Source organism: Novosphingobium sp. BW1, assembly GCF_008107685.1.
GTDB lineage: Bacteria > Pseudomonadota > Alphaproteobacteria > Sphingomonadales > Sphingomonadaceae > Novosphingobium.
Map to the genome: position 1 here is coordinate 31,531 of NZ_VIRF01000070.1, position 13,111 is coordinate 44,641.

Below are 13,111 nucleotides of genomic sequence, written 5' to 3' on the forward strand. Positions count from 1 at the left end.
GCCGCTCGAGCATAGGACGCTGCACTGCTTCGCAAATCGCCTCGGCATCAAGCGCGTCGCTCTTGCCGCGCTTCCCAAAGGCCTTGACATAAGATGGCGAGATCAGGCGGATCTCGCGCCCCATCGCAAAAAGCGTGCGGGCTCAATAGAGTGCCGCTCCGCAAGCCTCCACCGCGATCAGGCAAGGCGGCAGCTTCGAGAAGAAGGGCAGCATCTGTTTGCGGCGCAGCTTCTTCACCAGCACCGTGACACCGCTCTCGTCGATGCCGTGCGCCTGGAATACGCTCTTCGCCAGATCGAGACCAATCGTCGTGATCGTCATTGCAAACGCCCTTCTTCCTCTCGGTTGTCCGACCGGAAACATGGCAATCGCTGGGCAGTGCGGGGCGTCCACATCATCAATGTGGCTGCGACTTTGGAGTGTGGCGTCATGGGTTCAGCGACTAGTTTGCGAGAAGATTATGACGGGGCAGCGCTGCGACGAATGTCGCGGACGACGAAGAGCGCGAACCAGGCGCGCCGGTTGCTGGCCTTGGCCGAAATTTACGACGGAGGCGGCTGATCGATCTGGCCCAACAGCTCTATGACGAATTTGCAGTCTCGCTCGAAGAGACGACCAACAGCCGTGAGTTGAAAAAGTTGGGCTACGTCAACCTCACGGCGCGGCCTCGCCACCATGCCCAGAACGAAGATGCCATTGAGGCCTTCAAAAAGGGGGCCTCGCTGCCGTGCTGGCAAAGGTCAAAGCGACCCTCGTGAAGGGCATACCCATAGAAATATGGTTCCAGGACGAGGACGCGTCGGCCAGAAGAATACAATCACGCGACGCTGGGTCAGACACGCAACGCGGCCATCGGCGTCGAAGGATCAAAGGACGAAATCGGTCTATTTCCTTGGCGCGATCTGTCCGGAACTGGGCAAGGGCGCCGCGCTCCCGGCCAGATGCCCAGAACTCAACCCGGTCGAGAATGTCCGGCAGTTCATGCGCGACAACTGTGTCTCCAACCGTGTCTTCACATCTTACGCAAACATCGTCGCCCCCTGCTGTGAAGCCTGGAACAAGCTCATCGATCAGCCTTGGCGCATCATGACCATCGGAGACCGCAAATGGGCCTGGTAGGTTCTGATCAATGCTGGTTAGGTATAACTGAGCCCTGTACCAGCCGCGCGGCGCTGCGCCCGGCCACCTTGCCCAGCGTCGTTGCCGTAAGGAGGCCGTTACCCGCAAGATATCCGTAGGAACCCGTGCCCGAGATCCCACGCGCCGCGCCGCCACCGGCAAAGAGATTGGGCAGCGGCGTGCCGTTTGCGCCGCATACGCGCGCCTCGGCATCGACAACCAGACCGCCCTGGGTGTGGAACAGCGCCCCCGTGACACGCGCGGCGTAATAGGGCGCTTCCAGCAAGTGGCGCTCCTCGAAACGGCGCCCCCAGGCATCTTGCGCCTCGCCGCGCGCGATAGCGGCGACATCGGCCAGCGTGGCGCCGAGCGCCTTGGCCGGGAGGCGGATCTTCTCGGCCAGTTCCTCGAGCGTCTGCGCGCTCACCACGGCGCCTGCCTTCAAGGCATCACGGTAGTCGTCGAAGGCGCACATGAGCTGGTGCAGGCGTTCATCGAAGATCGACCAGGCAACGTGCTCGGGCTGCGCGTTGACCTTGGCGGCCTGCTCGGAATAGCCCGCGCTTTCATCGGAGAAGCGCTTGCCCTCCAGGTTCACCTGGAAGCCGCCTTCCATGATCAGCGGCCACAGGATCGGGATACCATGTCCCATGGCGAGACCGCCGTGGCCCTGGTAGCCGGTCATGTCTTCTAGCTTGGCGCCCAGTTCCTCGCCCCAGCGCACTGCATCGCCCTTGTTGCCGGGATGGCCATGGAAGGTGGCCGCAGCCATGTCGGGGATGAACTTTGCCACCATCTCGGGATTGCCCGCAAAGCCTGAGCAAGCCAGGATCAGCGCGTCGCAGGTGACATCTTCCAGCACGCCGTCGGGACGGCGGTAGCGCACGCCGGTCACCCGCGCGCCGTCATGCAGCACCTCTTCCACGGTCGCTTCGGTCAGGATCGGGATTTCGGCCTTGCCGCAGGCATCTTCCAGCGCGGCCATCAGCTCGCCCCCGGTGCGGTTAGGCGTCCCGTACATGCGCCGAACGCTGTGCCCGGGATAGAGGAAGCCATCGACCAGGTCGAGCGGCACGCCGTGTTCGTCGCGCATCCAGACAATCGTCTCGACCGACTCGCGCGCGATGGCAAGCGCCATGTCGGGATCGGTCAGCCCCTTGGTCTTGGCCATGATGTCCTGCGCAAACAGTTCCGGCGAATCGGTGATCCCCTGCGCGGCCTGCTCGGGCGTGCCCGAGGCCGGAATAAGCCCGGTCGACATCGCCGTAGAGCCGAGAGGGGTCGCGTCGCGCTCGATTACCAGCGCCTCCACGCCCGCATCGTGCGCGGCCAGCGCAGCGGTGAGCCCCGTGCCCCCGGCGCCCACGACAACGACCGGGAAATGCAGGGTATCGCTCATCGTAAGGTCTTCCTTCGTCATCTCGAAACAAGCCGCGCACACTAGCGTCGCGGAAGCGCCTGTCCTGCCCTGAAGCGCGCTGTTTTCAGCAGGTGAACAGCTGTGCCCCCGACCTCTGGGAAGCGGCTGTTCATCACATGAATTCGCATCGAATGAGCGCGCGCCTTGGGCCTATGGGCGCGGTAGCCTTCCCCTTCGTGCACCAAGCGTGCGAGACGAGTGGGGAAGAAGCCAAGATGACAAGCAAGGTCGCCGACGCCAGCGGGGAGGACGCATTCCTGCCCGATCCGGCCCGCGATACCATCGAGAACCCGCGCCAGGTTCCGCTACGCCTGCAGTACAGCTGGGGCTCGGGCGCGCTGGGCATCGCGATCCTGATGAACTCGATCGGCGGCCTAATCCTGTTCTACATGGTGAGCGTGCTGCAGATCGGCCCGGCTCTCGCGGGGACCCTAATCTTCGTGAGCAAGCTGCTAGGCGTGGTCACCGATCCGGTCGTGGGCACCTGGAGTGACCGTCTGCGCACCACCGGCAGCCGTCGCCGCCCGTTCCTGTTGTGGGGCTCGTTCGCCTGCGCAGGCTCGTTCATCATGATCTTCACGACCCCGATGTTCGCGAGCGAGATCCTGCGCGCGTCCTACGTCTTCGGCGCCCTCCTCATCTATACCTGCGGCTACGCGCTCTTCAACGTGCCCTACATGTCGATGCCGGCCGAGATGACCGACAGCTACCACGAGCGTTCGGCCATCCACGGCGTGCGCATGATGTATGTCGCGATCGCTTCGCTGGTAGTCGGCACGATCTCACCCATCGCGCTCGAGGCACTTGGGCGCACGAGCCAGTTCTCCTACACGGTGATCGGCCTGTGCGGCGGGGCAATCATCTTCGGCGCCACCATGATTGCCTATCTGGGCACGCGCAGAGCGCGCTTCACCGCCAGCCAGGTGGAGCGTCCGAAGATCCTGAGCGAGGTCGGCCACGTCTTTTCCAACCGCCACTTCATCCGCCTGCTCGGGGTCAAGGCCACGCAGCTGATCGGAGTTGCCTCCTCGCAGGCGGCCGCGATGTTCTTTCTCCTCAACGTGCTTCAGCGCGACCTCACGATCCTGGCGCCCGCCGCGGTCGTGGGCACGCTGGTCCAGCTCGCCTCGGCCCCGCTCCTCGTCCGGCTTTCGCGCAAGATTGGCAAGAGCCAGACCTACATCGTGGGCGGCTGCTTCTACCTGCTGGCCGTGCTGAGCTGGTACTTCGCCTCGCCGACCGAGCCGCTGATATTCTACGTGCTGCGCATGGCCGTGGTCTCGTTCGGGGCCTGCGCCAACGTCATAATGGCAATGTCGATGCTAACCGATATCATCAGCTTCGACGCGCTGCGAACCGGCGTTCGCCGCGAGGGCGTCTACACCGCCTTCTACAGCTTCACCGAGAAGTTCACCTTCGCCGTTGGACCGCTGATCGTGGGCATCGCGCTTTCGGCCGCCGGGTTCGACAAGACGCTGCCGCCCGAAGCCATGCGCACACCGGAAATCCGGCAGGCGCTGCTGCTCGGCGTATGCTACATTCCCGGTTTCCTGAGCATCGCGGCGATCACGCTGCTTGCCGGATACAAACTTAAGCAGGAGGACGTCTCGTGACCCAAACCCTGGCCGCACCTGACACCGACAACCCTCTGGCCTTCACCGCGCAGCAGCGCGGACGCGCCTCGCTCGACTTCATGATCCACCTCGCGCGCGGCGGTCAGCCGCTGCGCAACCAGGTGAGCGCGGAGCAGACCGAGATGCTGCCCGACCCGGCGGTTCTTCCCGACGATCTCGATCTGCGTGACCGGCAGCTCAGCCAGACCTGCCTGGCGAGTCCCGCCTATCGCACCAGCCAACTCCTGGACGAATACCACGCGCGCATGCACGGCCTCGTTGCACGCGAGGCCTTCGAGGACGTGCGCGCGGATCTGGATCCGATAATCGAACGCTACCAGTCGCAAGGTCCAACCACGCTCGAGCCCGCGCCCGAAGGCGCTGTACCCCCGGCCTATTTCGAAGGTGTCAACTTCCACCGCACTGCGGGCGGCTGGGAAGATCATGCGATGCAAGGGTACATCCACGGCGAGATCGTCCACCGCAAGCTGGTGGAAGCGCTCTATCCCGGCGGCATCTACAGGCAGCGGCGCGCAGTCGCCGCGATGGCGCCGCGCGACGATTACAAACGCATCCTCGACATGGGCGCCTCGACCGGCCATTTCACGCAAGCCCTGCAGGAAACCTACCCCAAGGCTGAGATCACCGGGGTCGATCTGTCGCTGCGCGTTCTTGAACATGCCCAGCGCATCGGCAACGCACAGGGCTGGGACTGGAAGCTCTACCAGCGCCCCGCCGAAGACACCGGCTTTTCCGACGCCTCCTTCGACCTCGTCGCCTCCTATATCCTGCTCCACGAGATCCCCGCCGACGTCATCCGCGCCGTCTTTGCCGAAGCCTTGCGCGTACTGGAGCCGGGCGGGGACATGATCATGTCCGATGTCACTCGCTACGCCGACATGGACAAGCTTGCGGTCTGGCGCGCGGACAGCGGCGCGCGGCTGGGCGGCGAGCCGTTCTGGCGCGAATCAGCCAGCCTCGATCTTGCCGAAGTAGCGCGCGAGGCTGGCTTCGTCGAAGTAACGGTGCACGGTATTTATCCCCACGTCGTCCAGGGCCGCAAGCCGGTCTGAGGCTTCCTTTCCCCGCTGTGGCGTTCACCCTGCGAACAGCGGTGAACGCCACAGCGGCTTGCGAATTCGCCCCTTGAACAGCGCCCCCCAAATAGTTTGGGGGCGCGCTGCCAACGGGACACCTTCCCCCCGAGGAGACGCGGGCCGATGCGCCCGAACACGACCATCCAGGGGGAACCATGATCCATCGCCATACCTACAAGACGCAGGCCCTGTGTTCGATAGCGCTGGGCGCGCTCGCCATCGCGCTGCCCGGTGCCGCTCGTGCCCAGGAAGCTCCGACCGCGAGCGAGAACCAGCCGGCCGGCACCATTGTCGTCACCGCGCGCAACCGTGCGGAGAGCATCCAGGAGGTGCCGATGTCGATCACCGCGCTCAGCGACGAAGTGATGGAGAAGAAGTCGGTCCAAGGGATGAGCGACATTGCGCGCTTCACCCCTGGCCTCAGTTTCGAGAACTATTCCAGCGGCTTCCAGGTGCCCGTCATCCGCGCCCAGGCGCAGACCAGTGTGACCGCGCTCGAAACCAACGTCGCCACCTTCTATGACGGCATCTACATGCCGCGAAGCTGGTCGGTCGACATGGGCGTGGCCGCGCTCGACCGCGTCGAGGTGGTCAAGGGCCCGCAAAGCGCACGCTACGGCCGCAACGCCTTTGCAGGCGCGGTCAACTTCATCGCCTACAAGGCCACCACCGACGGCAACTTCACCGCCGAGGGCGAAGTGACCGCCGGGATCTACGACCGCTACGATGCCAGCGTGAAAGCCAAGCTGCCGATCAGCGACCAGTTCGGCCTTGCCGCCACATACAACCACTCCGAGTTCGACGGCACCTGGAAGAACTCCAACCCTTGGGCCAATGCCGGGGTCAGCCCGGGTACGGACGGGCGCATCGGCGGGTGGAATAACGATTCCTGGTCGGTCTCGGCCATCGCCCGGCCGACCGAGGGCATGGTAATCGAGGCCAGCTACTCCGAGTTCGACATCGAGCGCGAATCCAACCCCAACGCCAATTACGAGGAAGCCAACGGCCAGCTCAACTGCGGCGCCATTCGTGCCAGCGGCAACCCCAGCCTGATGTGCGGCGAAGTGCCCGGCACCGGATCGCGCGCCAATGTCGATCCGCGCAGCTACGGCGCATGGACCAGCACGCAGATCGCGCGCATCCGCGCCGCCTACGAGTTTGCACCGCATTGGAACGCCAGCTACCTGTTTGGCCGCGTCACCGGCGATGTCAGCATCGGCAACATGACCGTGTCCGACCCGTCGAACTGCGTTGCCAGCTGCGTCTTCCAGAACGCGCCGGTGGGCGAGATCGACTACGATTCGCACGAATGGCGCGTCGACTACGATGGCTCCGGCTTCGACTTCGCCTTCGGCGGGTTCATCTCCAAGGGCGATGACGACTACAACTTCAACCTCGTCTACGCCCCGCCACTGAGCGAGGGCCAGCCGGTCGTGCCCTTTACCGAAAACGCGACGCTCAACCTCACGCTCACCAACACGACGACGACCACGCTGGTGCGCTCGGTCTTCGGGGAAACCCAGTGGACCTCGCCCTCCGGGAACCTGCGCCTGGGTGCAGAAGGGCGCTATTCCTGGACCGACCTCTCGGTCCTCAACAACCGCAACGGGATGGGCTACGCCGACACCTTCCGCGCCTTCACCCCGCGCTTCACAGCCGAATTCGACGCCTCGGCCGACACCCTGCTCTACGCCTCGGCCGCGCGCGGCACCAAGGCAGGCGGCTTCAATGCCACGGCCGCCTCGGACACGCAGCGCACCTATGGCGAGGAATCGAACTGGACCTACGAAGTGGGCGCCAAGAACACCCTCATGGGTGGGCGCCTGACCTTCAACGCCGCCCTGTTCTACACGGACTGGAGCGACATCCAGATCAACTCGGCCGACACGTACGCTAACGATCCCAACGCGGTGAACATCGTCCTGAACCTGGGCAGTGCCACCGTCTACGGCGCCGAGTTCGACACCGCGTTCTATCCCGACGACCACTGGTCGTTCGATGCCAACTTCTCCTACGCCCATGGCGAGTACAGCGACGAGACGGTCGATGCCCGTTTCAGCCGCACGGTTTCCCCCTGCGACGGGATCGTCTGCACGCCCGATGGCAGCGTCGGTGGCAACCAGATCGAGCGTACGCCCCGCGCCAAGGGCTCGTTCGGAGCGCAGTGGCAGACCGAGATGCCTTGGGACAACGGCTCGTTCTTCCTGCGCGGCGATGTCAGCTGGCAGGACAAGATGTACACCACGCCCGCCAACGAGGCGACAATCCCCTCGCGCACGCTGTTCAACGCGCGCTCGGGCATCTCCTTGGGCAACTTCGACCTCAGCATCTGGGCGCGTAACCTCTTCGATAAGAAGTACGTCTCGAACGCCTATGTCGTGCTGCTTCCCTCGGGCAACAGCTACCAGCTGTTCTACGGCGAGCGCCGCACCATGGGCATCACCCTCAAGGCGAAGTACTGATCGCAGGAGCTATCCCCCGCGCTGCCAGGCGCGGGGACAAGGCAGATAGAGAAAGGGGCCCGGATCGCATGGTTCCGGGCCCCTTTTCGTCTCAACTGCGCGGCGCGTGACAGCTCAGTCAGCGAAAAGCCCTCGCAGGATGAGGTTGGGCAGCACGGTGTTGTCCCAGACCGGCTCCTTGGGCGGGCTGTCGCCGGTGCGAAGCACCACCAGCTGACGCGAGGGCACAACGTAGACCACTTGGTTGGAATTGCCGTCGAACAGGAACAGGTCGTCCGTGGCATAGGGCTCGGAATGGTAGCTGCGCCCATAGGTAAGCTCCGGATTGGCTGGTCCGCGCCACTCGACATAGGGGGCACCCACGTAGACACCGAGCCCGGCGTGCGGGTTCTGCGCCGAAGGCGTGCGCATGGCGGTCACGAAACCTTCGGGCAGCAGGCGTGCGCCCTCCCAGGTTCCGTCCTGTACCAGCAGCACGGCAAGGCGCAGGTAACTTTCAGCGGGAAGCAGGATGCAGCAACCCGAATGCGGCGTGCCGCCGGGATGATCCATCCAGATCTGCCCGCCGCGCGCGCCGATCTTCGCCAGCACCTCGCGGCCCAGCCAGTCCTCGTAAGGGGTGCCCGTTGCGCGCTCGATCAAGAGCGCGACAAGATCGCCATTGGCGTTCGAATATTCATAGCGGCTGCCCGGCGTGTCCACGAGCGGGTAGTCCTCGATCAGCACCCGGTCATGGAAGGGGTGCAGGTACGCGCGGTTGAGCACGCTGTCGGGATCGGTGGAACTGCCCTGCGGCAGGAGCCCCGAGCGCATGCCCAGAACCTGCCGAATGGTGATCGCGGCCTTGGGAGTGCCCTGCCACTCGGTCAGGAAATCGGACATGGGCTGATCGAGCGAGGCGATATGCCCTGCTGCCATGGCCCGGCCCACCGCGATCGTCGCTAACGGCTTGGCCAGCGACTTGGAGACGACCGGACTGGTGGCGGCGGTATCGCCAAAGTAGTCCTCACTCACCATCTCGCCATCCTGCCAGACTAGGAACGCGGAACTGTTCGCCTGCGCGGCATAGGCGCGCGCGGCCGTAACAGCATCGGGCGCCACGCTGCCCCCCTTCGGGAAAGGCCTCCAGGCTGTCGTGCCCTGAACCGGAGCGAGAGTGTCGTAGCCGGCAAGCCCCGCGCCGGGCTGGCGCCGCATGTAGCGCGCAAAGCGCTCCTGGTAGAGCGCCTCAGCCTCGGCCTCGCTCAACGCGGTATCGGCGCGCGCGGGCGTCTCGGACACCGGCGCAGCGGCGCAGCCAGCCAGCAGCACGGGCAACAGCGTGGGCAGGGCAAGGAATGCGAAGGATCGCTTCATGCAGAGTTTCTCCTGATCTCGTGGCCTGTGTTCTGCACCGCGCTCCCCCGCACCTGAATGCAGGACTGCATGCGTTTTCAACTGACGAACACAGCGCACAAAACGGGGAGCGCTCGGCCGCCAACTCGTCGATCATTGCCGTCATGACGAGGTTTCCAACATTGCTTCAGGCAACCGCTGCGCTTTCCCTTCTGGCAAGCTTTCCGGCCTGTGCATCCACCGTACCCGGGGCACCCACGATGCGGGTAAATGCTGCCGAAAAGAGCGCGCCTGGCGTGCGCAGGCAAACCGTGACGCTTACGACCGAAGACGCACGCAAGCTTGCCGTCACCGTCTACGCGCCCGAGGCCGCGTGCCATGCCTGCGCGCTGGTGATCTTCTCGCACGGCAATTTCGCAACGCCCGAACGCTATGACCGCGTGCTGCGCGCCTGGGCCGCGCAAGGCTTTGTTGTCGCGGCCCCGCTCCACACCGATTCCGAGGAATACCCCGAACCGGACAAATACCCCGACAGCCGCGCCACCCGTCTTGCCGACTGGCGCGCGGTCGATGCAGCCTTTGCTACGACGCTTCCCAAGAACCTGAAGCTGGACGAGACGACCCTGTCGGGCAAGGCAATCGCCGCCGGGCACAGCTACGGCGCGCTCATCGCGCTGGTCGCGGGCGGGGCAACGCTTGCCGAACCGGCCTGGACGTTAGGCATGACTCGCGCGCCCGAGGCGGTCATCGCGCTGTCTCCTCCGGGCGAAATGAAGGGGCTCGCGACGCGCGAAGGGCTCGGCGCGCTGAAGCGCCCCGCGCTCGTCGTCACCGGAACCACAGATGTCCTGCCCGGCTTCATCGACGACTGGCACCAGCACCTCAACGCCTATGAGGCCGCACCCCGAGGGCTGGGCTACGCGCTCGTCTTCACTGACATGAATCACTATTTCAACGGGGCCTACGGACGCCCGACCGAGGACGGTGCGCGCGAGGCCGCCGACGCGCTCGCCCGGATGACCCGCGAAACCGCGCACTTCATGCGCGCGGCCCTTGCCGGCACGCTCCCCGGTTCCACGATCTGGGCCCAACGCAGCGACCCCATGGCCGAGGCCCGTGCCCACTAAGGACACCCGCCAGGGGCACATTGGTACCCACCCCCACGAGAGCTTGAGAAGAGAATGCGCATGACCAACCCACTTGAACCGCCCTTTCGCCAGCGCGGGCGCGCCTCGCTCGATTTCCTGCTGCACTTCGGACGCGGCACGCAAGGCTTGCGCGGCGAGGTCGAGAAGGACATCGCCCGCGTCGTGCCCGACCCTGAGAAGCTGCCGCAGGACATTGACCAGCGCAGCCAGCAGATCGAGCAGCGCCTGATGGCAAGCCCGCTCTGGCGCACCCAGGCCCTGATCGGTGAGTGGAACGCCCGCAACCACGGCCTCATCGCGCGCGAAGCCTTCGAAGAAGTGCGTGAAGACGTTGATACCGTGATCGAGCGCTACCAGTCGCAAGGCGCGACTACCCTCGAACCGGCTCCCGATGGAACCGAGCCCCCGGCCTACTTCGAGGGCGTCAACTTCCACCGCACCGCAGGCGGCTGGGAAGACCACGAGATGCAAGGCTACATCCACGGCGAGATCGTCCACCGCAAGCTCGTCAACGCCTTCTTTCCGGGCGGCATCTTCAAGCAGCGCCGCGCAGTCGCCGCGATGGCCCCGCGCGAGGACTACAAGCGCATCCTCGACATGGGCGCCTCCACCGGCCACTTCACACAGGCCCTGCAGGAGACCTACCCCGGGGCCGAGATCATCGGCGTCGACCTTTCTCTGCGCGTTCTCGAGCACGCCCAGCGCATCGGGAACGCCCACGGCTGGGCCTGGAAGCTCTACCAGCGCCCTGCCGAGGACACCGGCTTTGCCGACGCCTCGTTCGACCTCGTCGCCTCGTACATCCTGCTCCACGAGATCCCCGCGGACGTGATCCGCCGCGTCTTCGAGGAGGCCTTCCGCGTGCTGGAGCCGGGCGGCGACATGATCATGTCCGACGTCACCCGCTACGCCGACATGGACAAGCTCTCGGTCTGGCGCGCGGACAGCAACGCGCGCCTCGGGGGCGAACCCTACTGGCGCGAATCCGCCAGCCTCGATCTTGCCGAAGTGGCCCGCGCGGCCGGCTTCGTCGATGTCACGGCGCAAGGCATCTATCCCCACGTCGTGAAGGGACACAAACCGAAATGAACGCCGCAGCCATGAACACGATTGCCACGCCCACCAACCCCAAGGCCTACAACCACCCCGACCGCCCGACGCTGGTCGATGCGGACGTGGGCCGGGTGGGCAGCGCGGTGCTCGCCCTCACCCGCGAACTCTGGGTCCTGACCGACCGCGTCGCGGTGATGGAGGAACTGCTTACGCAAAACGGCATCAACATCGCCGAACAGATCGAGACCTTTCAGCCCAGCGCCAAAATGCAGGAAAAGCTCGACGCGCGCGGCAAGCACATGGTCGAGATGATCGTCGCCGCGCTGGCCGGAACCGAGGGCGCGTAGGAAGCAATGGGGTCAAGGGAGCATCACCCCTTGACCCCATGACCGTTCACCTCACCTGGCTGCGCAACGGCGGTGCGGGAGAGGTGAGGGGGACAGGTTGGGAAGCCCGAGGGCGATGGCCCCCAGAGTGGTTTCCTTTCCGGCTTGCAACCAATGCCACGCTGCCCCTTTCTCTTCGCAGGCAATCAGGCCAGACGTTCCTCGTCAGGTTCTCCAATCCAAGGCCGTGTTTCCCGATGTCCGACGCCCCGCTTGCTGCCCGCGATGACACCACGGCCCAGTCGCTACGGCGCCGGGCCCTTATCGCGATCATCCTTGTCAACTTCGTCTCGCTGGCAGGCTTCGGGCTGATGTTCCCGGTCTTTGCCATCTACAGTCGCCAGATCGGGGCGAGCGGGATCGAAATTGCTGGCGCGGTCGCCGCCTTTTCGCTCGGCCAGTTCCTCTCCAGTCCGCTATGGGGGCGCTGGTCGGACCGCTGGGGGCGCCGCCCGGTGATGATCGGTGGTCTGGCCGTGGGCGCCTTTGTCTATGTCCTCCACATCTTCGCGCTCTCGCCGCTGACGCTGTTGGCTGCCCGCTTCGTGAGCGGCCTTGCCACGGGCAGCTTCTCGATCACCTTCGCGGTGGCCTCGGACCTGTCCACGCGTGACAACCGCACCCACGTCATGGGCATCGTCAGCGCCGGATTTTCACTTGGCTTCATCTTCGGCCCGGCCATCGGCGGCGTGACCGCTAGCTTAACCGGCGAAGACAACGCCTTTGCGCTGGTCTGCGTGGTGGGCGCGCTGCTGGGCCTTGTCGCCGCGCTCCTGACCTGGTGGCTGATGCCCGAGACCCGTCCCGAGGCCGCGCCCATCGCCAGTGAGCCCAGCGCGGCCGACAAGGGCCCGCTGCTGCGCCGCCCCGGTTTTGCCGCGGCCATTGGCTTTGCACTCATGGTCTCGATCGCCTTTGCCCAGATGGAGGCGATCCTCGCGCTCTTTGCCGACGACGTGCTGAGCCTCGATCCGCTTGGCATCGGGCTGCTGTTCGGCGCCATGGGCCTTGTCACTACGGTGACCCAGTTCACCGTCACCGGCCCTGTTGCCAAGCATCTGGGCGAGGCCGCCATGCTCGCCCTCTCGCTCGCAATCATCGCGGGAGGGCTGGTTGTACTCGGCTTCGCCCATGGCCTTGCGCTGGCCGGTATAGGCCTGTTCCTGACCTCCAGCGGCTTCGCCCTCGTCAACCCGGCGATCTCGGGCCTGGTCTCGATGGCTTCGCCCGCGCATGCGCAAGGAACCGGGCTGGGGGTCATGCAGTCGGCCAACGCGCTGGGACGCGTCTTGGGGCCGCTGGCAGCAGGTCCGCTCTACGACCTCCAGGGCGAAGCGGCGCCGTTGTTCTGGGGCGGTGCACTACTCGCCGCGACACTGCTCGCCATGCCGCTCGCCACGCTACCGTCGGGCGAAGCTCCCGCCTGACACCACCCTTTTTATCCGCGTGACGGAGGAACAGGCACAAGTTTGGCCTT

General features: G+C 65.2%; 9 protein-coding genes and 2 pseudogenes. 8 read left to right on the forward strand and 3 right to left on the reverse strand.

Going from position 1 to position 13,111, the window contains the following annotated elements:
• Window positions 1-7: 7 nt before the first annotated feature.
• Window positions 8-322 (reverse strand): annotated as a pseudogene (locus tag FMM79_RS10760) (IS110 family transposase); the annotation flags it as partial.
• A 108-nt stretch (window positions 323-430) separates the two neighbouring features.
• Here FMM79_RS10760 and FMM79_RS10765 point away from each other — a divergent pair.
• A pseudogene (locus tag FMM79_RS10765) lies at window positions 431-1,120 on the forward strand (winged helix-turn-helix domain-containing protein).
• Window positions 1,121-1,127: 7 nt separating this feature from the next.
• Here FMM79_RS10765 and FMM79_RS10770 read toward each other — a convergent pair.
• Window positions 1,128-2,519, reverse strand: a complete 1,392-nt coding sequence (locus FMM79_RS10770) for an FAD-dependent oxidoreductase (protein WP_240339112.1) — start codon at window positions 2,517-2,519, stop codon at window positions 1,128-1,130.
• A gap of 236 nt (window positions 2,520-2,755) precedes the next feature.
• On the opposite strand from FMM79_RS10770, the gene FMM79_RS10775 reads away from it, so the two are divergent.
• From FMM79_RS10775 to FMM79_RS10785, 3 genes are all read left to right on the forward strand, one after another.
• A complete protein-coding gene (locus FMM79_RS10775; protein WP_162528484.1) occupies window positions 2,756-4,153 on the forward strand; it encodes an MFS transporter in 1,398 nt (465 codons plus the stop codon).
• Window positions 4,150-5,226, forward strand: coding sequence for a class I SAM-dependent methyltransferase (locus FMM79_RS10780; RefSeq protein ID WP_148627506.1), 1,077 nt, complete (start codon window positions 4,150-4,152; stop codon window positions 5,224-5,226). The genes FMM79_RS10775 and FMM79_RS10780 overlap by 4 nt, the downstream gene beginning before the upstream one ends.
• 179 nt (window positions 5,227-5,405) lie before the next feature.
• A complete protein-coding gene (locus FMM79_RS10785) occupies window positions 5,406-7,712 on the forward strand; it encodes a TonB-dependent receptor (protein ID WP_148627507.1) in 2,307 nt (768 codons plus the stop codon).
• A gap of 114 nt (window positions 7,713-7,826) precedes the next feature.
• On the opposite strand, the gene FMM79_RS10790 is transcribed toward FMM79_RS10785, so the two are convergent.
• Complete coding sequence (locus FMM79_RS10790; protein WP_148627508.1) at window positions 7,827-9,068, reverse strand: serine hydrolase; 1,242 nt, start codon at window positions 9,066-9,068, stop codon at window positions 7,827-7,829.
• A 275-nt stretch (window positions 9,069-9,343) separates the two neighbouring features.
• Between FMM79_RS10790 and FMM79_RS10795 the strand changes: the two genes are divergently transcribed.
• From FMM79_RS10795 to FMM79_RS10810, 4 genes are all read left to right on the forward strand, one after another.
• The gene (locus FMM79_RS10795; protein ID WP_162528485.1) at window positions 9,344-10,174 is read left to right on the forward strand and encodes an alpha/beta fold hydrolase; all 831 of its coding nucleotides are present in this window, start codon (window positions 9,344-9,346) and stop codon (window positions 10,172-10,174) included.
• A 60-nt stretch (window positions 10,175-10,234) separates the two neighbouring features.
• A complete protein-coding gene (locus tag FMM79_RS10800) occupies window positions 10,235-11,284 on the forward strand; it encodes a class I SAM-dependent methyltransferase (RefSeq protein WP_162528486.1) in 1,050 nt (349 codons plus the stop codon).
• An 11-nt stretch (window positions 11,285-11,295) separates the two neighbouring features.
• Window positions 11,296-11,595, forward strand: a complete 300-nt coding sequence (locus tag FMM79_RS10805) for a hypothetical protein (protein ID WP_205466611.1) — start codon at window positions 11,296-11,298, stop codon at window positions 11,593-11,595.
• 236 nt (window positions 11,596-11,831) lie between these two features.
• The gene (locus FMM79_RS10810; protein ID WP_162528487.1) at window positions 11,832-13,061 is read left to right on the forward strand and encodes an MFS transporter; all 1,230 of its coding nucleotides are present in this window, start codon (window positions 11,832-11,834) and stop codon (window positions 13,059-13,061) included.
• Window positions 13,062-13,111 lie beyond the last annotated feature (50 nt).